A 22,786-nucleotide genomic window follows, 5' to 3' on the forward strand; every position below is an offset into this window, starting at 1 on the left:
TGCTGCGGAACCCTCGCACCCGACGCATGGACTACCAGACCGATATCAAGAAGTTCCTATATAGCCATTACTTTTTCAGCGGCACCCGGCAGGCAGTCGGCGTCATTCTGCCCGCGCTCGTCCTCTTCTGGGGGATGGATCAGCACCTGCTCGGCATCGAGGTCGCCTCGGGGGCGCTGTGCGCGAGCGTGGTCGACATCAACGGGCCGCTGCGTCACAAGCACACCGAACTGCTCAGTTGCACGCTGCTCGGCGCCCTGACGGTGCTGATCACGGGCATGGCCACCGCCGCGCAGCCGTGGCAGCTATGGATCACGTCGCTGATTCTGACCTTCGGGCTGTCGATGCTCGTGGTCTATGGCTTTCGTGCGTCGCTGGTCAGCTTCGCCTGCCTGATGATGATGGTGCTCAATGTCGAGGCCGACCTCACGCGCCATCAGGCGGTGCTCGACGCAGGCGCCGTGCTCGCGGGCGGGCTTTGGTACACCTATTTCAGTCTTTTCGTCTGCCGGATCTGGTGGTTTCGCATCGAACAGCAGACACTCGCCGAGTGCTTCTTCGTCACGTCGGAATATCTGGAGGCCAAGGCGGCCTTCTACGATACTTCGACGGATATCGACGACTGCTATCGGCGTCTGATTGCCGCACAGGTCAACGTCGTGGAAAAGCAGCAGGCGGCGCGCGAAATCATCCTGCGCAATCTGCCGCGACTGCGCATCGGGGCGCTGGAGCCGCGCCGCACGATGCTGTTCAATCTGTTCATCAACATCGTCGACCTGCATGAGACGGTGGTGTCGGTGCATACCGATTACCCGATGCTGCGCCGGGAGTTTGCGAATAACGACGTGCTTCTGTTCTTCCGCGACATGATCCGCAAGATCGCCATTGAGGTCGATGCCATCGGATATGCCATTGCCACGAACGAGCCGTCGCGGGCACAACGTAGCTGGCGCGCGGAGTTCCGGGCTATCGAGTACGAGATCGAGCTCATGCGCAAGCAGTCGCTCCAGCAGCGCTCGCCCGAGGCCTATCAAGCGCTCACCAGTACGTTCCGCCGCGTGTGGAGCACCACGCGTATCGTGGAGCGCATGCACCGCAACACGAACGTGAGCACCGCGGGCACGGCCACGGAGATGCAAATCGACCAGGCCCTGGTCCGCTTCACGTCGCGACAGAGCTTTTCCCCTAAATTGCTGTGGAAAAATCTGACTTTTTCCTCGCCGAGCTTCCGGCACGCGTTACGTGTGACGATCGCCATCTCGGCCGGCCTGCTCATCTGCGAAAACTGGTCGCTGCTCGCCGGACAAGACCACAGCTACTGGGTCTTGCTCACGATCATCGTGATTCTGAAGCCCGGCTTCAGCCTGACCAAACAGAAAAATGCCCAGCGCCTGACAGGCACCCTCGTCGGCTGCGTGAGCGTGCTGATCATTCTGTCGTTCGTGCACAAGGCGTGGATTCTGCTGGCGCTCATGTTCTTCTGCATGGTGATGGGCAACAGCCTGTCGCTGTTCAACTACGGCCTGTCGGTCGTGTTCATGTCGTCGTATGTGCTGTTGCTTTTCCACTTCCTGCTGCCCGGATCGCTGTCGGTCATCGGTGAGCGCGCGATCGACACGCTGATCGGTTCGGCGATCGCGCTGGTGTGCTCGTACCTCTTCCCTTATTGGGAATATCGTCTGATGGGGCCGCTGATCCGCAACGCCGTGCAATCGACGCGGACCTATCTCGAATCCAGCGCTGGTCTCGACGGCAAGCGCGACGGTCTGGCCTATCGCCTGGCGCGTAAGGATATGCACATTGCCTTCGGGAATTTCGGTGCCGCTTTCCGGCGGATGATGCTCGAACCGAAGTCCAAGCAAGTCTGCGTGGCGGAACTCAACGATTTGCTGGTGCAGAACCATGTGATGGCGTCGTACATCACCGGACTGGCGGATGTCTTGCCGCGTCAGATTGCGGCGGACAAGAGCGGAGAGCTGGGGCAGGTCGTCGCAGCCATCAGCGATCTGCTCTCACAGGCGCTTGCGGCGCCTGCGGCGTCCGTACCGACGGACACGCAGGCGGCGACCGAGGCGATGCGCGACTACACGCGGCGTCTGGATGCACTGGTGGTCGCGCAGGAACAGCAACCCGACACGGCCGAGGCTCACGTGCAGGAGATCAAGCAAGTGGTCCATCAACTCAAGCAGATGCTGCGCGCGGGCGAGCTGATTCTGCGCGACATGCGGGCGATTCGCTTGCCCGCGTGAGGCCGGCGGGAAGCCCAGCGAAGTCCGCCGGAACCCGCCCGCCCCGCCTCAATCGGTAGCAAACGGGTTTGCCTGATTAGCCAACGACGGCTCAGGTGATCCCCGTGCGCGTAGCGTAGTGATAAAGGTCGACATCGCGATCCAGTCCGAGCTTTCGCATGGCATTCGTCTTCTGCGAACTGACGGTCTTGACGCTGCGGCTGAGCTGAAACGCAATCTCGCTGATGGTGAGCCCCGACACGAACAACCTCACGACTTCGACTTCACGTCCCGAGAGTTTCGACGCATCGATTTCGGTATCGTCGGCAACGGAATCGTGCAGGCGCGTCGCCAGTCCGGCCGGAATGTAACGGCTGCCGTCTGCGACCACACACACGATATCGGCGATCGAACTCTGCTCATCGAGTTTCGAGAGAATCGAATGCACGCCGAGTTTGAGCATGCCGCGCAGAATCGCGAGATTCTCCAGCATCGTCACCACGATGATCTTGATGTGCGGGAAGTATCGGCGGACGTAGCCGATGAGAAAAAGCCCGTCCTTGAAATTCCCGCCCGGCATGGAGAAGTCGGTCACGAGAATGTCGCACGGCGATTTGGCCAGCAAATTGACCAATTCCGACGAATTGCCGGCTTCCCCGACCAGATGGATCATTTCCCGCTCTTCGAGCAGACGTCGTATGCCAAAGCGCACAATCGGATGGTCGTCTGCGACCACGACATTGATCGTCATCCCTGCCCCCTTTTCGATTCGTCATCCGGCTGACCGTGGTGACCGCGCGCGTACGCGGTGCTTCGCGCCGGCCGTCACAACGAAGCGGGTCCATTCTGGCAAAAAGGGGCGATGCCAATCGAATGGGAAACGTCACATAGTCATGCCGAAGCAGCTCGCTTGCCACGCGGTGTGGTCAACGGCCGGAAAGCCCGCATGCTGCCCGATAGAGCGGATACTGCACCCTAACTGCTTGACGGGACTCGCGTACAGATGAAATTGCACAGACGCGCAGCGACGGAGTTTGTGCTACTCGCGTCACCGGCATTCGGAGGATTCGCAGCGCGGGTTTCCGGCATTCTGATCGTGAAAGTCAGAAATACCTTAAACACCGCCGCTGGATTTGATGATCGAGCCGCTCTGCGCCTCGGAATATGCGTAGTTATTCCTGCGCGCTCGCACCGGAAGCAACGCCTACCGCCGTCGTATTCGCCGCGTCCGCCGCGGCTCCGCTCGATGCTCCGCCCTCGTGCGGCAGTCCGTGCCAGCCACCGCCGAGTGCCGTGACGAGCAACACATTCGCCGTGAACTGACGGCCAAGGATCGTCAGCGCGGTACGTTCCGTGGTGTATGCCGTGGCCTGGGCCGTGAGCACATTCTGGAATCCGACGGTACCGGCCTTGTACTGGTTGAGGATGAGTTGCGCGGCTTCTCGCGACGACTGCACCGCCTGATTCTGCACAGCCGCCTCACGTCCCAGATAGTTCAGGGCGGCCAGGTTGTCTTCGACCGCCTGGAACGCCGTGAGCACGGTCTGACGGTACGTGGCGACCTGCGCATCGTATGCCGCGATGGCCGCATCGGTCTGCGCACGACGCAGCCCGCCGTCGAAGAGTGTCGCCGCGAGCGCCGGGCCAACCGACCAGAAGCGGCTCGGCAGCGTCAGCCAGTCCGCAAAGCTGTTGCTCTGGAAGCCGCCCGTCGCCGACAGCGAAAGCGTCGGGAAAAACGCGGCCTTGGCCACGCCAATCTTTGCATTGGCCGCTACCACCGAGCGCTCGGCGGACGCGATGTCGGGGCGTCGCTCCAGCAATTGCGACGGCAGACTGACCGGCACCGGCGGCAATGCCGCACGCAATGGCGAAGGTGCCAGCGAGAAGACAGCGGGCGCCTTGCCCACGAGCAGGGCGATTGCGTGCTCCAGCTGCGCGCGCGTCACCTCGATGTCGAGCGACGACGCCTGCGCCTGCTGCAATTGCGTCTGCGCCTGAATCACGTCCGAGCGCTGCGCGACACCGACGGCATACTGATTCTGCGTGAGCTTGAGCGTCTGCTCATACGCCGTAACGGTGCGGTCGAGCAACGCCTTCTGGGCGTCCGTCACGCGAAGGTCGAAGTAATTCTGAGCGAGCAACGCCTGCGCCGACAGGCGGGCATTCGCCAGATCTGCGGCACTCGCCTCGGCACTGGCATTCCCCGCTTCGACCGAGCGGCGTACGCTCCCCCACAGATCCAGTTCCCAGCTTGCCGTGCCTGACAGGCTGTAGCTGTTCGAGATGCCGCCGACGCCGGATCCGCTCACCGCCGTGTTACTCACCCGCGAGCTGCTGCGTGTGAGGCCCGCATCGGCGCCGATCGTCGGGAAAAAAGCGGCCCGGGCCTGCCCCGCCACCGCGAGTGCCTGACGATAGTTGGCCTCGGCAACCTTGACGTTCTGGTTGTTGATGTCGACTTGCGCCATCAGGTCGGTCAATACCGGGTCCTGATAGATGGCCCACCAATCGCCCTTGGCCACCGCGTCGCTCGGCTCGGCCAGCTTCCAGTCGCCGGTTTCCTTGAATGCGGCGGGCGTATCGATCTCCGGACGAACATAGTCCGGCCCCAGCGCGCAGCCCGCGAGCCACAGCACCGCGCTCGCCGCGAGAAAGGTCGCCGAGCGACGCATACGAGGCGTCATGCCGGTTTCACGTCCATGCCCTTTCTCTTGCCCCGCCGCGACTGCTGCCTGGGAACGAACGCTGGAGACTTGACGATTCAGGGTACGGGACATGGCACACATCGGCCCTTCGGCCGCAACAAAGGTTTCGGAAGACGAACGGGCGCACGTGGATGAGAGGGACTGCGGCGACGAGCGCACATCGCGTATCGCATCAACCATGGCCCACCTCCCCAACATCGCTGTGACCGCTCTGGCCACGTGCGCGCCAACGCGCCCAACGCAGACGCAAACGGTCGAGATACAGATACACCACCGGCGTCGTATAGAGCGTGAGCACCTGGCTCACGAGCAGGCCGCCCACGATGGAAATCCCCAGCGGCTGGCGCAACTCGGCGCCGTCTCCCGTGCCCAGCGCCAGGGGAATCGCCCCGAGCATGGCCGCCATCGTCGTCATCATGATCGGACGGAAGCGCAGCACGCACGCCTTGAAGATCGCCTCGCGCGGCGGTAGATTCTGACGCCGCTCCGCTTCCAGGGCGAAGTCGATCATCATGATCGCGTTCTTCTTCACGATGCCGATCAGCAGAATCACGCCGATCAAGGCGATGATGCTGAATTCGGTGTTGAAGAGCAGCAGCGCGAGCAGTGCCCCCACCCCTGCGGACGGCAACGTCGACAGAATCGTGAGCGGATGGATATAGCTCTCATAGAGCACGCCGAGCACGATGTACACCGTAAGCAACGCCGTCAGAATCAGAATCGGCTGTGACGACAACGCCGACTGGAACGCTTGCGCCGTACCCTGGAAGCTGCCCTGCACCGACGTCGGCATCCCCAACCGGCCGACGGCATCGTTGATCGACGCCTGCGCCTGCGACAGCGACACGCCTGCCGGCAAGTTGAACGAAATCGTGCTCGCCGCGAACTGCCCCTGATGCGATACGCCCAGCGCCGTGTTCGTGGGACGATACCGCGCGAATGCCGAGAGCGGCACTTGCGCGCCCGCCGACGTCACCACATAGATATCCTTGAGCGACTCCGGGCTCTGCCACCATTGGGGCGCCACTTCCATGACGACCTTGTACTGGTTGAGCGGGTTGTAGATGGTCGAGACCTGCCGCTGCCCGAAGGCGTCGTTGAGCACGTTGTCGATCTGGCTCATCGTCAGCCCGAGGCGCGACGCCTGATCGCGATCGATGTCCAGCGTCGTCTGCAAGCCCTTGTCCTGCTGGTCCGTATTCACATCGGCCAGATTCGGCAGACGGGAAATCGCGTTGCGCACCTTCGGCTCCCACTCGCGCAGTTGCTGAAGGTCGTCCGCCTGCAAGGTGTACTGGTACTGCGCATTGCTCGATCGCCCGCCGACGCGAATGTCCTGCACCGATTGCAGATAGAGCATGGCGCCCGGCTCCCTCGCCAGTTTGCCCCGCAGGCGTGCAATCACCTGATCGGCCGTGAGCTTGCGCTCGCCCAGCGGTTTGAGCGTGACGAACATCGACCCGCCGTTACGGTTGGAGCCGCCGGTAAAGCCGGTCACGGTCGCGACATCGGGGTCCGCCTGCACGATCTTGATGAAGTCTGCGAGCTTCTTCTCCATCGCCTGGAACGAGATCGCCTGATCGGCCTGAATGAAACCGATCATCCGCCCCGTGTCCTGCTGCGGGAAGAACCCCTTCGGCACGACCATGTAGAGCCAGACGTTCAGGCAAATCGTCGCCAGCAGAATCAGCAGCATGAGCGGCCCGTGACGCAACGCCCACGCGAGCGAGCGTTCGTACTCGCGCAGCATCGCCTCGAACATGCGCTCGGTCCGCTCGCCCAGGCGTGTCCAGATGGAGGGCCGCTTTGGCGGCTCCGGCGCGAGCGGTGCCGTGCCCACCGGCACACCCGGCGCCGGCTTTCCCTTGAGCAAACGCGCACACATCATCGGTGTCGTGGTCAGCGAGACGACCAGCGAGACCATGATGGCCGCCGACAGCGTGACGGCGAACTCGCGGAACAGCCGCCCGACAATGCCGCCCATCAACAGCAGCGGAATGAACACGGCCACCAGTGAAATACTCATCGACAGCACGGTAAAGCCGACTTCGCGAGTCCCCTTGAGCGCAGCCGCGAAGGGACTCAGCCCCTCTTCGATATGCCGGGAGATGTTCTCCAGCACGACAATCGCGTCGTCGACCACGAAACCGGTCGCAATGGTGAGCGCCATGAGCGACAGGTTATCCAGACTGAAGCCGCACAGATACATCACCCCGAACGTGCCGATCAGAGAGACCGGCACCGCCACGCTCGGAATCAGGGTGGCGCGCCAGTTCCGCAGGAAGAGGAAGACGACCATGATCACGAGCCCGATCGAAATCAGCAGCGTGCGCTCGACCTCCCGCAGCGACGCGCGAATGGTCGGCGTGCGGTCCATCACAACGTCGAGGTTGATGGCCGCCGGAATCGACGCACGCAGGTTCGGCAGAATCTTGTTGATGCCGTCGACCGTCTGGATGATGTTCGCGCCGGGCTGCGTCGTAATGATCAGCAGCACCGACGGCTTGCCGTTGGCCGAACCGGCGTTGCGCAGATCCTGAACCGAATCGACCACGTCCGCGATGTCGGACAGGCGCACCGGACGACCGTCCTGATAGCTGACAATGACCGGCAGGTATTCCTTGGCCGTCTTCGCCTGATCGTTCGCCAGAATCTGCCAGCGACGCTCACCCTCTTCGAGCGCGCCCTTCGGACGGTTCGCGTTGACGGCCTGAATCGCCGTACGCACCGTCTCCAGCGGGATCTGGTACTTGTTGAGCGCCGTCGGATTGAGTTCGACGCGCACTGCCGGCAACGAACTGCCGCCCACGGTCACGTCACCCACGCCCTCGAGCTGCGAAATCTTCTGCGCGAGAATCGTGGACGCCGCGTCATACATCTGCCCGCGCGTCATGCTCTCCGACGTGAGCGCAATGATCATCACCGGTGCGCTGGCCGGGTTCACCTTACGATAGGTCGGATTGCTCGGCAGCCCCGTCGGCAGCAGACTGCGCGCCGCATTGATCGCGGCCTGCACGTCGCGTGCCGCACCGTTGATGTCACGCGAGAGATCGAATTGCAGCGTGATGCGGGTCGAGCCGAGCGAACTGTTCGACGTCATTTCCGTCACGCCGGCGATACGCCCGAGCGAACGCTCCAAGGGCGTCGCCACGCTCGCCGCCATCGTTTCCGGGCTTGCGCCGGGCAGCGACGCCGACACGGAGATGGTCGGAAAATCGACCTGCGGCAGCGGCGAGACAGGCAGCAACCCGAAGGCGACGATACCTGCCAGCGTCACCCCGATGGTGAGCAGGACGGTCGCGACGGAGCGCTTGATGAAGACGGCTGACAGGTTCATCGTACCGGGCCGTCCGTCGTGACCGCAGGACCCGCGCCACCGCCGCCCGGGCCGCCCGGGCCGCCCCGATCGTCGTGGTCGCCATGCGACGCGTCATCCGACGGGCCGAAGCGTCGCTCACGCCAGGCACGCGCACGCAGCGCCCAGCGATCGAACCACAGGTAGATCACCGGCGTGGTGAACAGCGTCAGCACCTGACTGACCATCAGACCGCCGACCATCGTGATACCGAGCGGCTGACGCAACTCCGAACCGACGCCCGAGCCGAGCATCAGCGGCAACGCGCCCAGCACGGCGGCCATCGTCGTCATCAAAATCGGGCGAAAACGCAGCAAGCACGCCTGATAGATGGCTTCGCGCGGCGCCATGCCATGCTCGCGCTCCGCTTCGAGCGCGAAGTCGATCATCATGATCGCGTTCTTCTTCACGATACCGATCAGCAAGATGATGCCGATGATCGCGATGATGCTGATGTCGTTCCCCGAGACCATGAGCGCAAGCAATGCCCCCACCCCGGCGGACGGCAACGTCGAGAGAATCGTAATCGGGTGAATGTAGCTCTCGTAAAGCACGCCGAGCACGATATACATCGTCACGACCGCCGCGAGAATCAACCACAGCGTGTTCGAGAGCGAGGCCTGGAAGGCCTGCGCCGCCCCCTGGAACGTCGTCTGCGTGCTCACCGGCAGACCGATGGACTGCTCGGCCTCGGTAATCGCCTTCACCGCATCGCCGAGCGACGCGCCTTTCGCCAGATTGAACGAGATCGTCGCGGCCGGGAATTGCGCCTGATGGTTGATGGCCAGCGGGGTCGGCTTCTCGACGATCTTCGCGAACGACGTGAGCGGCACCTGCACGCCGGACGTCGAAGCGACGTAGATGCCCTTGAGGGCGTCAGGTCCTCGCTGGAAATCGTCAGCCACCTCCAGCACCACGCGGTACTGCGAGGCCTGCGTGTAGATGGTGGAAATCAGACGTTGCCCGAAAGCGCTGTAAAGCGTCTGATCGACAGCCGCCGGCGTCACGCCCAATCGGCTCGCCGTATCGCGATCGATGTCCACATAGGCTTGCAGTCCGTTGACCTGCAAATCGCTCGTCACATCGGCCAGTTGCGGCACATGTTGCAGCTTGTCGACCAGCTTCGGCACCCACACGCCCAGCGTGTCCAGACTCGGGTCCTGCAACGTGAACTGATACTGCGTGCGACTGATGCGGTCTTCGATCGTCAGATCCTGCACCGGCTGCATGTAGAGGGCGATGCCCGGCACCTTGGCGACCTCGGGCTGGATACGGCGAATCACCTCCGATGCGTCGAGCCCGCGCGTTTCCTTGTCCTTCAGATTGATGAGCAGACGTCCGCTGTTGAGCGTGGCGTTCACACCGTCCACGCCGATGAACGACGACACCGACTGCACTGCCGGATCCTTGAGCACCGCAGCCACCAGCGCTTGCTGACGCTCGCCCATCGCGGCGAACGAAATCGACTGCGGCGCTTCGGAAATGCCCTGAATCACCCCTGTGTCCTGCACCGGGAAGAAACCTTTGGGCACCCACAGATACAGCAGCACGGTCAGCACCAGCGTGCCAAGTGCGACGAGCAACGTCGCGCGTTGACGATCGAGCACCCACGTCAGCCACTCGCCGTACTTCGCGATGATGCGATCGAACATCTCGCCGGTCTTGCGGTAGAACTTGCCCTGCTTCTCTTCCGGCACGTGGCGCAGCAGCTTGGCGCACATCATCGGCGTCAGGGTCAGCGAGACCACCGCCGAAATCAGAATCGATACCGCCAGCGTGATGGCAAATTCCCGGAACAGCCGCCCGACCACATCGCCCATGAACAGCAACGGAATCAGCACGGCAATCAGCGAGAACGTCAGCGAAATGATCGTAAAGCCGATCTGCTCGGCGCCCTTGAGCGCCGCCTGCAACGGTTTCTCGCCCTGTTCCATGTAGCGGGCGATGTTCTCGATCATCACGATGGCATCGTCGACCACGAAGCCTGTCGCGATGGTCAGCGCCATGAGCGTCAGGTTGTTGATCGAAAACCCGGCGAGATACATGACACCGAAAGTGCCGACCAGCGAGAGCGGCACCGCTACGCTGGGAATGATGGTCGCCGAGACGTTACGTAGGAACAGGAAGATCACCATCACCACGAGGGCGACGGCGAGAATTAGTTCGAATTGCACGTCGGAGACGGACGCACGAATCGTCGTCGTGCGATCGGTCAGCAACTGCACGTCGATACTGCCCGGCAGCGCCGCCTGCAACTGCGGCAGCAACGCCTTGACCTTGTTGACGGTCTCGATCACGTTCGCGCCCGGCTGACGCTGCACGTTGAGCACGATCGCCGGCGTGGTGTCGGCCCATGCGGCGAGCTTGGTGTTTTCCGCACCGTCGATCACGTCGGCAATATCGGACAGACGGATCGGACCGCCGTTCTTGTACGCAATCACAAGGTTGCGATACTCGTCAGCAGACGCCAGTTGATCGTTGGCATCGATGGTCGACGCGCGCAGCGGGCCGTCGAAACTTCCCTTCGCCTGATTGACGTTGGCCGCCGCAATGGACGTGCGCACGTCTTCGATATTCAATCCGTACGATGTGATGGCACGGGGATTGACCTGAATGCGCACGGCCGGACGCTGTCCGCCCGAAATACTGACCAGACCGATGCCCGGCAACTGCGATATCTTCTGTGCGACGCGCGTATCGACCAGATCCTGAAGCTTCGGCAGCGGCATGGTCTTCGACATGATCGCCAGCGTCAGAATCGGCGTGTCCGCCGGGTTGACCTTGTTGTAGATCGGCGGCATCGGCAAATCGCTCGGCAACAGGTTGCTGGCGCTATTGATCGCGGCCTGCACCTCCTGTTCGGCAACGTCGAGCCCGAGATCGAGCGAGAACTGCAACGTGATCACCGATGCGCCGCCCGAACTCGTCGACGACATCTGATTGAGCCCCGGCATCTGCCCGAACTGACGCTCCAGCGGCGCGGTCACCGACGAGGTCATCACATCCGGACTCGCGCCCGGATACAGCGTGACCACCTGAATGGTCGGATAGTCGACTTCCGGCAGTGCCGAGAGCGGCAACAGCCGGTAGGCGACGAAGCCGGCAAGCAGGATCGCCAGCATCAGCAACGATGTGGCGACCGGTCGAAGAATAAACTGGCGGGACGGATTCATTGGCTACGTCGAAGGGCGTCTCTTTGGGGCGTGGCGATACGTAAGCGGGACAACAGGGGCAAAGGGCGCATCAGCATCGGTCTTGCGACTTCGGCGAGCGCCCCGGGCACCCTTTATTGCGCCTGACGACGGTGTCCGCCACCGTTGCCGTTGCGCTTCTCACCCGGCGCATGCGGCGCGACGGCCGCCGCACGGCTCTCCGCCGTGATCACTTCGACCTTGGCGCCGTCACGCAGCTTGTCCATGCCGTCGATCACCAGCTTCTCGCCCGGCGCAATGCCCGACTCGACCGCCATGTTGGTGCCGTCGGTCGGACCGACTTTCACCGTCTTGAGTTTGACGGTCTGATCCGGCTGCACGGTATAGACGAAGCTGCCTTGCGTGCCGCGCTGCACGGCGGCCGTCGGAATCAAAGTGGCGCCCTTGAGCGTGTCCACAAGCATCTTTACGTTGACGAACTGGTTCGGGAACAGCATGCCGTCGGCATTGGCGAACTCGGCCTTGAGCTTCACCGTGCCCGTCGTCGTATCGATCTGGTTGTCGATGGACGCGAGCTTGCCCGCGGCCAGCTTGATCTTGCCCGCCCGGTCGAAAGCCTCGACCGGCAGCGTTTCCCCGCCGCGCGTGCGTTTGACGACCTTGGGCAGGTTGTCTTCCGGAATCGTGTACACGACCGTGATCGGCGTGACTTCGTTGATGATGACGATACCGTTGGTATCCGACGCGTGGATGATGTTGCCCGGATCCACCTGACGCAGGCCCGCAAGGCCGGACACCGGCGCCGTGACGCTCGCATAGGTCAGTTGCAGGCGGGCGTTATCGAGCTGGCCCTGATCGGACTTCACCGTCCCTTCGTACTGCTTGACGAGGGCACGCTGCGTATCGACCGTCTGCGTGGCGATCGAGTCCTGCTTGAGCAGGGTCTCGTAACGGGCGAGGTCGAGCTGGGCGTTTTTGAGCAGCGCCTGATCGCGCGCCAGTTGCCCCTCCATCTGCGTGACCTGCACCTGGAACGGACGCGGGTCGATCTCGGCGAGCAACTGCCCGGCTTTGACGATGTCGCCTTCCTTGAAATGCACCTTCATGAGCTGACCATCTACCCGCGAATGCACGGTGACGCTACGCGTCGGAGTCACAGTACCCAGTCCATTGAGGAATACCGGCAGATCCCCGGTTTTCGCCTCGACGGCAGTGACCGGCGTAGCTGGCCCGCCCGCGCCAGGCATGCCGCCCGGCGGCCCGCCACGGCGTCCGCCAGCTTGCGCCGGGCCCTGCGTGTTCTGCGAATGCAGGCGGTAGTAAACTCCCCCGGCGATGAGCACGACGATCAGCCCGATGACGCCCGGCACGAGCCAGCGACGCTTGCGCGACGGCGCGGGAGATGTCGAAACCGGTGGTGTCGGCGGCACCTGCGGGGCAGGTGAACGCTCTGAACCGTTCGGCTTGTCGGAACCGTGGGGACCGTGCTCGGTCATGACTTCCTCTTAACAGCGGAGTAGTTGGCGGATTCGTCCGATACGGACGACGTTCTTTTTTATCGGATTGCTGCAACGCGGCAAATCGCCCGGAAGCCCCGAACGACGGCACACACCTCAATGGCCGATCAGCATAGCAGACGGTTGTAACAGCTCAACGAGATGGCTCGTTACATCAGCTTTCTCTGTGTTCTCGCTCGGAAACATCCGACGTTGCTGAAAGACACGACTGAATCGCCAAGGTTCGGACGACGGTCCGGGCGAGCATGCGCGGATCGCGTCGAGTCACTTTCGCTAAGGTAGTGCGGGGCATTGCCGTGCATTGCCTTGCCACAGCGTTCCCGCGACGTGAGACATGCGCGTCGGGCGTGCGGCTGGGTGTGCGTCAGACGTCCTGATAATGACGAATCAGCGAGACATCTAACAGGCATCAGGGAGTCTGATTAAGAGACCGAAGCTTACGTGACGCGAACGAAATTCGTGCGTTATCGAAGCTCGCTCTATTATTACGCATCGTTACAGGCAACCAAGACTGTAATTTCCGGAAACAAAACACGTGTAAAGCAGAGCAGGGAGACCACTATCATGACGACACAACCTGTCCGAGCGAATATGAAGATTCTTGTAGTCGACGACGATCCCGATCTGCGTGACCTGCTGCGCGAGTATCTGAGCCGCCATGGCTTCTCCGTCGCTGTCATGCACGATGGCGAAGGGCTGGCCGCCCGCCTTGAGCGCGAGCGCCCTGCCCTGATCGTGCTCGACCTCATGATGCCGAAGGTCGACGGCCTCACGGCCTTGCGCGACCTGCGCGCCCGCAACGACGACGTGCCGGTGATCCTGCTCACGGCGCGCAGCGATGAGATCGACCGTATCGTCGGGCTGGAAATCGGCGCCGACGACTATCTGGGCAAGCCGTTCAGCCCGCGCGAACTGCTCGCGCGCATCAATGCGGTGTTGCGCCGTCGCAAGACGCCCGATGCCGCCGTGCCCGAACAACGCGAAAACTATGCGTTCGGCCCATTCATGCTCGACTTCCGCAGCCGCACGCTCACGCGCGACTCGCAGTTGCTCACGCTCTCGGACGGCGAATACGGGTTGCTGCGTCTGCTGGTGAATCACGCGATGCAGGTGCTGTCTCGCGAACGCATCATCGAATTGCTCTACGGCGCCGACAGCGACGTCAACGACCGCGGCATCGACGTACAGATCTGGCGTCTGCGCCGTCTGCTCGACGAGGACGCACAGAGCCCACGCTTCATCCAGACAGTACGCGGACGCGGTTATATCTTCGTTCCCGACGGCCAGCGAGCCGACATGGCGACCGGTTGATGCACCGGTCTGACAAGGACTCCGGCATGCAGCCGATTCTGTTTTCGTTTCCCCTGACGGCCGACAGGCGGAGCCCTGCATGAAAGGCCGTTTCGATACGCTTTTCGGCCGGCTTGCCGTACTCATCATTGCGGCGCTGGTCATCAGCCATTTCTCGTATCTCACGATCCTTCGCAGCGATCACGACGAGACGCGCGTCCAGAACGCCGCCGAGCAGATGGCCTTCATCATCAAGGCGGCGTCCGAGGTACATGAGGGCAATTCGAATCTGACGTTGCCCGATCTCGTGCAAGTGGTGCCCGTCTCGTTCGCGCATGGTGATGTCTTCGAGCCGCCCGGCAAGAATGCGCGACTGACGACCGAGCTCGCCCGCCGTTTGCCCGCCGGCACGCAATTGCGTGTGGAACGTACGCCGCCGCCGCGCATCTGGGCCCGCCTGCCGGGCCGTGACTACTGGATCGCCACGCCGGTACTGTCCGTGCGCAACCCGCCCGGGACCGCGACGATTCTGCCGGGGCTGGCCGCCGTGCTCGGCATTACGGTCATCTTCGCGCTGTTCGCCGCATGGCAGTTGCAGCGCCCGGTGCGGGATATGGCCGCCGCTGCCGAGCAGTTGGCGACCCATCGCGTTCGAACGCAGGTCAAGGAACGCGGCCCGCTGGAGCTACGTCAGCTCACCGAGCGTTTCAATCGGATGAGTCAGGACATCGTGCAAACCGATCGCGAGCGCAATACGATGCTCGCCGGCATTGCCCATGACCTGAAGACGCCGCTGGCGCGTCTGCGACTGCGCGCCGAGATGCTCGACGATATCCAGATGAGTGAAGGCATCACGCGTGACGCCGAGTCCATGACACGCATCGTCGATCAGTTCCTGCTGTTCGCGCGCGGCGTGGAGGTCGACAGTGCGGCGTCGCCGGTCGAGGCGCGACTTCCTGCGCTGGCCGCGCCATTCCTCGATCAGGGCTACGCGGTCGAACTGGATTTGCAGGCCGGGCCGGGGTTCAAGCTGCGTCAGACGTATCTGGAGCGCATCGTCAACAACCTGCTCGACAATGCCGTAACGTACGGGCGCGCACCGCTGGCCATCCGTACCTCGCAGGATGCAAGCGGCTGGCGTCTCGTGATCGAGGACAGCGGCCCGGGAATCCCCAACGAAGACATCAATCGCATCGTGCGGCCTTTCGTACGACTCGACCCGGCCCGAGGCGGCAACGCACATTGCGGACTGGGACTCGCCATCGTCGACAAGCTCACCCAGCAACTGGGCGGACGCGTGTCGTTCGCCAACCGCCCGGCCGGCGGCTTGCAGGTGACGCTGATGTTCCCGCCGGACGATCCTGGCGCCGAATAACACGATGCCCGTGCCTCGGAAACGTCCCGAAAGCACCCCGTCAGCACATCGTTAGCGCCTCGTTAGCATCGCAAAGCGCCCATTCGATTCTCGCCCAATGAAAAAACCCGCCATCGATGAACGAACGGCGGGTTTTTGTCTTTTTCGGCACTGCATCACATCAAGCCACAGCCAGGCGATCCGGGTTGGGGGGCAATACGACTACTGGGCTGTGCTCTACTGCTCACAGGGACACGTTGGGCAGATGGCAACGCTGTGCGCGTGAGACACAGCAACGTCTGCTCCCCAACCACCCTGGCATGTGACCGGCAATGCCAGTCCGGCTGACGCCGGCGAATTACTTGATCAGGAACTTCTCTTTGTTCTTCCCGACCCACTTCGGCGCGCGGCCGCGGCCCGACCACGTTTCACCGGTGGCCGGATTCATGTACTTGGGAGCGATTTGCGCGCGAACGGCGCGGCGACGACCGTCCGTCGTGGCAAGACCCAGATCCTTCGCGGTCAGTTCGTATTCCTGGATCTTCTGTTTGACTTGAGCAATGACCTCCGCCACTTCACGGGCGCGGGCCTCTTCGATCTGCTTTTCGATTTTGTCGCGTTGCGCGACGAGTTCCTTATAGCTTGCCATCTGGCGTGTCCTTACATTGTTAAAAATGGATCGCCACTTAAAATAACACGAGTTTTAATAATTTGAAAACCGCATTTCCATCAAATGAGTCTGAGGAAGCACAAATCTCATTGAATTGTGCGAGAGACACTTCAGACAATGCACAACAGCGGGGCAGCAATGCCGGATTATCGCAACCGGCGACCCCCCGATAAGCCTGTCCATATCGTCCCGAACACCCAGTCAATTCCCTTGCCATATGAGAGGAATTCGCTGCCAACTGCTCAGGACTCCACGCGGCACTATCGGTTCGCGCACCATACTGCAAGGATGGGAAAGATTTTTCGGGCTAACGGGAGGAAATCCAACGCGGGACAACTTCACACATAATTCGACGCATCAAAATATACGATCACAAATATTTAAGCGCATTCCGATCATTCTGTTATCCGAAACACTCCGGAGACAGATCAATCAATCGGACAATTCTCAATGAGGCTCCGCAATTTACGGATAAGTTCAGTTGAGGATTTAGCTTGAGGATTCGTCGTATTTCGTCATTTTCGTCGGGCGCATCTGTCAAACTGATCACTGTTCGCCCCAATGAACGCCATCACAATATCTATCGAAGCGCGTCTACCAGTCGGAATAGCGATAAATCGGGACGCGGGAGCCGCAGACCCGATTTTGTTGACGTATACGTCAAACTCATACGCCAATCCGATTTCACGAATCGAATAAGTTTTCGTAAGATAAGCAAATCGGTCGATGGGTCAGTCCCGGACCGATCGCCGAAAATCGAGGCTTTCCGGTGGATTCGGTCTCGTGTCGATGGCGTAATTAAGCTTTTGCTGATAAATGACATTTCTCATTTGCGGTCGGAATTGGCGCCGATTCTCTACGGACTTGAACGCATGCCCCCATCGATGACGGCTTCCGATCCTCATTCGCCTTTCGACACCGAGGCGCCCACGATCGTCACACCGCGAACGATTCTGCGGCAGTGGCATACCGACGATCTGCCGCGCTTCGCGGCGCTCAATGCCGACCGCGAAGTCATGCGTCATTTCCCCACAACGCTGGACCGGATGCAGAGCGACGCCGTCGCGCTACGTCTTGCGCAGCATCTTCAGACGCATGGTTACGGCCCGTGGGCACTTGAGATTCCGGGCGTAACACCGTTCGCCGGCTTCGTCGGGTTGATGCGAGTGGGTTTCGAAGCGCCCTTCGCGCCGGCCGTCGAAATCGGGTGGCGTCTCGCGAAGGCATTCTGGTCGAAAGGGTATGCGACGGAAGCTGCCACGGCGGCGGCACACTTCGCCTTCGACACGCTCGGCATGGACGACCTCGTGTCCTTCACCGTGCCGGCCAACGTCCGCTCGCGCGCTGTGATGCAACGCATCGGCATGCATCATTGTCCCGACGAAGACTTCCTGCACCCGCTGATTCCGCCGGGCCATCGCCTGCGCCGTCACGTGCTTTACCGCTTGGATGCCGGCGACCTGATCGTTTGATCGTTTGATCGCCTGATCGCCTGATCGCCTGATCGCCTGATCGTCGGATCGTCGGATCGTCGGATCGTCGGATCGTCGGATCGCCGGATCGCCGGATCGCCGGATCGCCGGCAGTCTGACCGATCGGATGTCGGGACGCTCGTCGATCGCCACCGGACCCCGATTGGCGGCAAAACATCGATCAACGTCGCCTTGGCGATTGAAGCAAGCGCTTAAATCGTGGGAAAATCCAAGTCTTTGCGCAAGCCGTCTTCCCCCCATCGTGTCGCGCGCCGTCATCATTCCGCTCATCATCGCCTGCGCTTTGTTCATGGAGAACATCGACGCCACGGTGATCACCACCTCGCTGCCCGCCATGGCACGCGACCTCCATCAGGATCCGATTTCGCTGAAGATGGCGCTCACCGCCTACGTGGTGGGGCTGGGCATCTTCATCCCGATCTGCGGCTGGGTCTCCGACCGCTTTGGCGCGCGCAACGTATTCCGCACGGCGATCGGTATCTTCATGGCGGGATCGATCCTGTGCGCGGTGTCGTTCACGCTGCCGACGTTCGTATTCGCGCGATTCCTGCAAGGCGTAGGCGGCGCGATGATGGTCCCGGTCGGACGCCTCGTCATCTTCCGCGCCGTGCCCAAGCACGAGCTGGTCAAGGCCATCGGCTATCTGACGATGCCCGCCCTGCTCGGCCCAGTCATCGGTCCGCCGCTGGGTGGTGCGATTACCGCCTACCTTCACTGGCGCTGGATCTTCTTCATCAATATTCCCGTGAGCCTGCTCGGCATCTATCTCGCGGGCAAGTACATCGATAACGAACGCGGCGGCGACGCCGGGCCACTCGACACGCGCGGCTTCGTGCTCTCCGCCCTCGGCAGCGGTCTGCTCATGCTCGGGCTCGCGCTGATCGGCGAGCATCAGGTGAGCGACACCGTGATGATCGTGATGTGCGTGCTCGGCGCGTTGTTCATCTACGCTTACTGGCTGCACGCCAATCGCGTGGAAACCCCGTTGCTCGACTTCCGGCTGCTGCGCATTCCGACGTTCCATGCGAGCGTCGTGGGCGGCTCACTCTTCCGGATCGGTCTGGGCGCCGTGCCGTTTCTGCTGCCGCTGGCGTTGCAGGAAGGCTTGCACATGGACCCGTTCGAGTCAGGCATGATCACGTGCGCCTCGGCCTTCGGTGCGATTTTCATGAAAGCGATTGCGCAGCGAGTGCTCGCCCGATTCGGTTTCCGTCAGGTGCTGATCGTGAATGCCGGACTGGCGGGACTGGCGCTCGCCTCCTACGGCCTTTTCACGCATAACACGCCGGTCATCGTGATGCTCGGTGTCGTCGCGTTCGGCGGCTTCTTCCCGTCGTTGCAATTCACTTGCCTGAACTCGATCGTCTACGCCGACATCGGCAGCGAGGATGCCAGCCGCGCCACCAGCCTCGCGAGCGTCGTGCAACAGCTGTCGCTGGGTCTGGGCGTGACGATTTCCGGGATGGTCTTGCAGGCGAGCAGCCGACTGGCCGGCCATGACCAGTTGATGGCAAGCGATTTCCTGCCCGCGTTTCTGGTCATCGGCCTGTTCTCGCTGCTGTCGATCCCGGTCACGCGTCAGCTACCCGCCGACGCGGGCACGGAGTTAGCGCGAAAGCACTGACAGCCATGGGCTTACACGCCCGAACGTGACTGTGACTGCGACGGTCACGTCGATTTCGCTTCGGGCCGGATGACCACGGCGTGGATTGCCATGCCCACGGCCATCGCGGCGACGAACAGCACCGCCTTGCCCGAGCCGGCGCCGAGCAACACCAGTGCCGGGCCGGGGCAAATGCCGGCGATGCCCCACCCCACGCCGAACAGCAACGCACCGATCACCAGACGCTTGTCCACGTCCCCCAGGCCACGCAACGACGGCCAGACACGTGGTTCCCCCGTCCATGCCTGCGGCTGCGACCGGGCGAGCCGGAACCCTACGAGACCCACAGCCACCGCACCGCCCATCACGAAGGCGAGCGACGGGTCCCACTTCCCCGCGAGGTCGAGAAAGCCGAGAACCTTCGCCGGATTCGCCATGCCCGCGAGAATCAACCCCACGCCGAAGACGAGACCGCCGATCAACGCGAAAATCAGCTTCTTCATACCGAGCCCCCCATACCCAGCACGTGACGCACGACGTACACGGTCAAGAAACCGGTCGCCATGAAACACAACGTGGCGACGAGCGAGCGCCACGATAAACGCGATAGCCCGCAAACGCCGTGGCCGCTCGTGCATCCCGACCCCAGACGCGTGCCGAAGCCAACCAGCAACCCCGCGCCGAGCAACATCGCCGTGCTCGCCTCGATCTGCGCCTCGGGGACGACGGCCACCGCGCGATACCCCCACGGCGCCGCCATCAACCCGACGATGAACGCCACGCGCCATCCGACGTCTCCCGCCCGCGGCCGTAACAAGCCGCCCACGATGCCGGAGATGCCGGCAATGCGTCCCGAGGACAGCATTAACCAGACGGCCGCCAGCCCGACCAGCACACCGCCGGCAAGCGATGCCCAGGGAGTGAAATGAAGTGTGTCGAGTGTCATGAAAACCAGCTCCCGCAGCGAGATCGGAGGAAATCGATGTAGTCCGGCGGACCGGGTACGCCTTGCGCGCCGGATGACGTCAAGGTTTCGGACAAAACTGATCGTAAAGACAGGCAAGCACGGCAAGGACCGCCCCATCGGCCACGGCGTAATAGATACGTTTGCCGTCGCGTCGCGTGGTCACCAGCGCCTCGCTACGCAACACGGCGAGCTGTTGGGAGAGCGTGGGTTGCCGGATGTCGAGCTGGGCTTCCAGTTCCCCCACCGATCGCTCGCCCTGCGTGAGCTGACACAGAATCAGCAGACGGTCTTCGTTGGCGAGCGCGCGCAACAAGGCCGTGGCCCCCTGAGCGGCCGTGCGCAGATGGGCCACGTCGAGCGCAGCAGCAGATGCGGCGGACTCGGCAGACGGCGCCGACACAAACGGCTCGACGGGGGATAGCGCAGTGGCTCGTGGCATGGCAGGATCGATGGCGAATCAGGACACCCGAACAAAGCGGGAGCGACAACATGCCGCACCGCTTTGCGCGATGTCATGGAGTGTCACGTGTAGTGCGGACACTTTACTGATTTATAATATATGAGTCGATAAATTCTTGCAGGAGACGGTCATGTCAGCCACGCCAGCACACATCGAAGCCTTTTTCGACACCGTCACCGCCACGGTCACGTATGTCGTGTTCGATGCGCCCGGCGGCCATGCGGCGATCATCGATCCGGTACTCGACTACGACCCGAAGGCCGGTCGCACGCACACCGGCTCGGCTGAACGCGTGCTCGCCTTCGTCGTTGCGCAGCAACTCACCGTCGACTGGATTCTGGAGACGCACGCGCACGCGGACCATCTGTCGTCGGCGCGCTGGCTCAAGGAGCGTGTGGGCGGATGCATCGCCATCGGCGCGCACATCCGCGACGTGCAGCACGTCTTCAAGAAGCTGTTCCATCTCGGTGCGGACGTGCCCCCGGACGGCTCGCAATTCGACCATCTGTTCGAAGACGGCGAGACGTTCGCCATCGGCACCTTGCAGGCGAAGGCGATGTTCGTGCCGGGCCACACACCGGCCGACATGGCCTATCTGGTGGGCGATGCGGTCTTCGTGGGCGACACGCTCTTCATGCCGGACGTCGGCACCGCGCGCTGCGATTTCCCCGGCGGCAACGCCCACACGCTGTTCCGGTCGATTCGACGTCTGCTGTCGCTGCCAGCGTCAACCCGCTTGTTCATGTGCCACGACTACCCGCCGGCCGGGCGCGCCGCGAACTGGCAAACGACCGTGGGCGAACAGCGACGCGCGAACATCCACGTGCATGACGGCATCGATGAAGACGCTTTCGTCGCCATGCGCGAAGCCCGTGATCGCACCCTCGACATGCCCACGCTGATCCTGCCCGCCGTGCAGGTGAACATTCGCGCAGGCGACATGCCCGCGCCGGAAGCGAACGGCACGCGCTATCTGAAGATTCCGCTCAACGCGCTGTAATTCCGGCGGACGCCGTCAACTGCTCCGCCAGCGCATCGCGCGCCTGCGTGACCCACTCGGGTTCGCTGCGACGCGCGGGCAGCAAGTGAAATTCGGCGTCAGGCAGCGCGGGAAGACGCCGCCCCGGCATCAATGTCTCGATGCGCACGAGCGATGCGCCGGCCGCCGACGCGTTAAGACACGCCACCCCCAGTCCCGCATTCAAGGCCAATTGCAGCCCCGCCACGCCCGACGCCACGTGCGCGATGGTGTACGGCACCTGCTGCTCGTCGAGCCATTGCGTGGTGAAGCGATGCAGCGCGCAGGTGTCGGGCAGCACCAGCAGTGGTAGCGGCGCGCCGTCTTCCAGCACGAAATCGGGAGATGCCACCCAATCGAGCGACTCGCGCCCGAGCGTTCGCGTGCCTGCTACGGCATCTCGACCTAGCGACTTGCCGAGCACACGCATCGACAGCCCGATGTCGAAATCGCCCGCGTCGTAACCACTCTCGATCACGCCGCTTTTCAGAATCGTCACGTGAATACGCAGCGACGGGTAGGCCACACCAAGATGCCGCAGCATGCGCGCCACCTCGGCAGGACGGAAGTAATCGGTGATCGCCAGCCGCAATTCCCCCGCGAGCGAGAAGCCGCCTACGTCTTGCCACGCCTGCTCAGACTGCGCGATCAACTGCCGGGCATGGCCAAGCAGACGCTCGCCCGCCGGCGTGGGCGACACGCCCTGCTTGCCTCGCGTGAACAGCGTCACGCCGATGCGCTCTTCGAGCTTGCGAATCTGCTCGCTGACGGAAGACTGCGACAGAAATACGCGCGGCGCCGCAGCGGAAAGACTGCCCGCCTCGGCCACCACGACGAAGGTGCGCAACTGATCGAAATCGAATCCGGGGACCATGACATCATCCATTGATGAAACCGATGGATGGAATCGTATATTCCCGCTTTTCCGATGTCAAACAACTCCCTAGACTGAACTCGTCGTCTTCATCGAC

Annotated in this window: 16 protein-coding genes; 6 read left to right on the forward strand and 10 right to left on the reverse strand. The window is 62.4% G+C overall.

From position 1 onward, the window contains the following. Positions 1-26 precede the first annotated feature (26 nt). Complete coding sequence (locus tag PCA20602_RS00730) at positions 27-2,249, forward strand: FUSC family protein (protein WP_069341596.1); 2,223 nt, start codon at positions 27-29, stop codon at positions 2,247-2,249. Between the two features lie 91 nt (positions 2,250-2,340). On the opposite strand, the gene PCA20602_RS00735 is transcribed toward PCA20602_RS00730, so the two are convergent. The 5 genes from PCA20602_RS00735 to PCA20602_RS00755 all read right to left on the reverse strand — a co-directional run bounded on the left by PCA20602_RS00735 (position 2,341) and on the right by PCA20602_RS00755 (position 12,939). Further along, complete coding sequence (locus tag PCA20602_RS00735; RefSeq protein WP_069341595.1) at positions 2,341-2,979, reverse strand: response regulator; 639 nt, start codon at positions 2,977-2,979, stop codon at positions 2,341-2,343. 421 nt (positions 2,980-3,400) lie between these two features. Beyond that, complete coding sequence (locus tag PCA20602_RS00740; RefSeq protein ID WP_246181959.1) at positions 3,401-4,915, reverse strand: efflux transporter outer membrane subunit; 1,515 nt, start codon at positions 4,913-4,915, stop codon at positions 3,401-3,403. Between the two features lie 193 nt (positions 4,916-5,108). Next, positions 5,109-8,273 (reverse strand): multidrug efflux RND transporter permease subunit, encoded by a 3,165-nt coding sequence (locus PCA20602_RS00745; RefSeq protein ID WP_150719560.1) that lies wholly within the window; start codon positions 8,271-8,273, stop codon positions 5,109-5,111. Continuing rightward, positions 8,270-11,464, reverse strand: coding sequence for an MdtB/MuxB family multidrug efflux RND transporter permease subunit (locus PCA20602_RS00750; RefSeq protein ID WP_150719561.1), 3,195 nt, complete (start codon positions 11,462-11,464; stop codon positions 8,270-8,272). Before PCA20602_RS00750 ends, PCA20602_RS00745 begins: the two co-directional genes overlap by 4 nt. Positions 11,465-11,577: 113 nt before the next feature. Next, positions 11,578-12,939, reverse strand: a complete 1,362-nt coding sequence (locus tag PCA20602_RS00755) for an MdtA/MuxA family multidrug efflux RND transporter periplasmic adaptor subunit (protein ID WP_246181960.1) — start codon at positions 12,937-12,939, stop codon at positions 11,578-11,580. A 612-nt stretch (positions 12,940-13,551) separates the two neighbouring features. Here PCA20602_RS00755 and PCA20602_RS00760 point away from each other — a divergent pair. Together PCA20602_RS00760 and PCA20602_RS00765 are read left to right on the forward strand one after the other, a co-directional pair. Next, positions 13,552-14,271: a response regulator gene (locus PCA20602_RS00760; protein WP_069341591.1), complete on the forward strand. Its 720-nt coding sequence runs from the start codon at positions 13,552-13,554 to the stop codon at positions 14,269-14,271. Between the two features lie 79 nt (positions 14,272-14,350). Further along, complete coding sequence (locus PCA20602_RS00765; protein WP_069341590.1) at positions 14,351-15,625, forward strand: ATP-binding protein; 1,275 nt, start codon at positions 14,351-14,353, stop codon at positions 15,623-15,625. Positions 15,626-15,962: 337 nt separating this feature from the next. Here the strand turns inward: PCA20602_RS00765 and PCA20602_RS00770 are convergent, their stop codons facing one another. After that, positions 15,963-16,253: an H-NS histone family protein gene (locus PCA20602_RS00770; RefSeq protein WP_069341589.1), complete on the reverse strand. Its 291-nt coding sequence runs from the start codon at positions 16,251-16,253 to the stop codon at positions 15,963-15,965. 893 nt (positions 16,254-17,146) lie between these two features. Between PCA20602_RS00770 and PCA20602_RS00775 the strand changes: the two genes are divergently transcribed. After that, positions 17,147-17,746 carry a GNAT family N-acetyltransferase gene (locus PCA20602_RS00775; protein WP_246181961.1) on the forward strand — a complete coding sequence of 200 codons (600 nt, stop codon included), beginning with the start codon at positions 17,147-17,149 and terminating at the stop codon, positions 17,744-17,746. 310 nt (positions 17,747-18,056) lie between these two features. Continuing rightward, complete coding sequence (locus PCA20602_RS00785) at positions 18,057-19,391, forward strand: MFS transporter (protein ID WP_246182002.1); 1,335 nt, start codon at positions 18,057-18,059, stop codon at positions 19,389-19,391. A gap of 44 nt (positions 19,392-19,435) precedes the next feature. On the opposite strand, the gene PCA20602_RS00790 is transcribed toward PCA20602_RS00785, so the two are convergent. The 3 genes from PCA20602_RS00790 to PCA20602_RS00800 form a co-directional block, all read right to left on the reverse strand. Further along, the gene (locus PCA20602_RS00790) at positions 19,436-19,873 is read right to left on the reverse strand and encodes a DUF6691 family protein (RefSeq protein ID WP_150719564.1); all 438 of its coding nucleotides are present in this window, start codon (positions 19,871-19,873) and stop codon (positions 19,436-19,438) included. After that, on the reverse strand, positions 19,870-20,316 hold the full coding sequence (locus tag PCA20602_RS00795) for a YeeE/YedE family protein (protein WP_150719565.1): 447 nt from the start codon (positions 20,314-20,316) through the stop codon (positions 19,870-19,872). Before PCA20602_RS00795 ends, PCA20602_RS00790 begins: the two co-directional genes overlap by 4 nt. Positions 20,317-20,395: 79 nt before the next feature. Next, complete coding sequence (locus PCA20602_RS00800) at positions 20,396-20,776, reverse strand: ArsR/SmtB family transcription factor (protein ID WP_150719566.1); 381 nt, start codon at positions 20,774-20,776, stop codon at positions 20,396-20,398. Positions 20,777-20,927: 151 nt separating this feature from the next. Here PCA20602_RS00800 and PCA20602_RS00805 point away from each other — a divergent pair, with 151 nt between their 5' ends. Next, positions 20,928-21,797, forward strand: coding sequence for an MBL fold metallo-hydrolase (locus tag PCA20602_RS00805; RefSeq protein WP_150719567.1), 870 nt, complete (start codon positions 20,928-20,930; stop codon positions 21,795-21,797). Here the strand turns inward: PCA20602_RS00805 and PCA20602_RS00810 are convergent. Next, positions 21,784-22,689 (reverse strand): LysR family transcriptional regulator, encoded by a 906-nt coding sequence (locus tag PCA20602_RS00810; protein WP_246181962.1) that lies wholly within the window; start codon positions 22,687-22,689, stop codon positions 21,784-21,786. The two genes, PCA20602_RS00805 and PCA20602_RS00810, sit on opposite strands and share 14 nt — an antisense overlap. Positions 22,690-22,786: the final 97 nt, after the last annotated feature.

The sequence above is a fragment of the Pandoraea capi genome, from assembly GCF_902459735.1.
GTDB classification, from domain to species: domain Bacteria; phylum Pseudomonadota; class Gammaproteobacteria; order Burkholderiales; family Burkholderiaceae; genus Pandoraea; species Pandoraea capi.

What these genes read in the sequence shown, in the direction of transcription:
- PCA20602_RS00765 (WP_069341590.1), top strand. Translation starts at nt 14,351, where the DNA reads ATGAAAGGCCGTTTCGATACGCTTTTCGGCCGGCTTGCCGTACTCATC.
- PCA20602_RS00760 (WP_069341591.1), top strand. Translation starts at nt 13,552, where the DNA reads ATGAAGATTCTTGTAGTCGACGACGATCCCGATCTGCGTGACCTGCTG.
- PCA20602_RS00745 (WP_150719560.1), bottom strand. Translation starts at nt 8,273, where the DNA reads ATGAACCTGTCAGCCGTCTTCATCAAGCGCTCCGTCGCGACCGTCCTG.
- PCA20602_RS00810 (WP_246181962.1), bottom strand. Translation starts at nt 22,689, where the DNA reads ATGGTCCCCGGATTCGATTTCGATCAGTTGCGCACCTTCGTCGTGGTG.
- PCA20602_RS00750 (WP_150719561.1), bottom strand. Translation starts at nt 11,464, where the DNA reads ATGAATCCGTCCCGCCAGTTTATTCTTCGACCGGTCGCCACATCGTTG.
- PCA20602_RS00740 (WP_246181959.1), bottom strand. Translation starts at nt 4,915, where the DNA reads ATGACGCCTCGTATGCGTCGCTCGGCGACCTTTCTCGCGGCGAGCGCG.
- PCA20602_RS00785 (WP_246182002.1), top strand. Translation starts at nt 18,057, where the DNA reads ATGGAGAACATCGACGCCACGGTGATCACCACCTCGCTGCCCGCCATG.
- PCA20602_RS00735 (WP_069341595.1), bottom strand. Translation starts at nt 2,979, where the DNA reads ATGACGATCAATGTCGTGGTCGCAGACGACCATCCGATTGTGCGCTTT.
- PCA20602_RS00755 (WP_246181960.1), bottom strand. Translation starts at nt 12,939, where the DNA reads ATGACCGAGCACGGTCCCCACGGTTCCGACAAGCCGAACGGTTCAGAG.
- PCA20602_RS00795 (WP_150719565.1), bottom strand. Translation starts at nt 20,316, where the DNA reads ATGACACTCGACACACTTCATTTCACTCCCTGGGCATCGCTTGCCGGC.
- PCA20602_RS00805 (WP_150719567.1), top strand. Translation starts at nt 20,928, where the DNA reads ATGTCAGCCACGCCAGCACACATCGAAGCCTTTTTCGACACCGTCACC.
- PCA20602_RS00775 (WP_246181961.1), top strand. Translation starts at nt 17,147, where the DNA reads ATGCCCCCATCGATGACGGCTTCCGATCCTCATTCGCCTTTCGACACC.
- PCA20602_RS00770 (WP_069341589.1), bottom strand. Translation starts at nt 16,253, where the DNA reads ATGGCAAGCTATAAGGAACTCGTCGCGCAACGCGACAAAATCGAAAAG.
- PCA20602_RS00790 (WP_150719564.1), bottom strand. Translation starts at nt 19,873, where the DNA reads ATGAAGAAGCTGATTTTCGCGTTGATCGGCGGTCTCGTCTTCGGCGTG.
- PCA20602_RS00730 (WP_069341596.1), top strand. Translation starts at nt 27, where the DNA reads ATGGACTACCAGACCGATATCAAGAAGTTCCTATATAGCCATTACTTT.
- PCA20602_RS00800 (WP_150719566.1), bottom strand. Translation starts at nt 20,776, where the DNA reads ATGCCACGAGCCACTGCGCTATCCCCCGTCGAGCCGTTTGTGTCGGCG.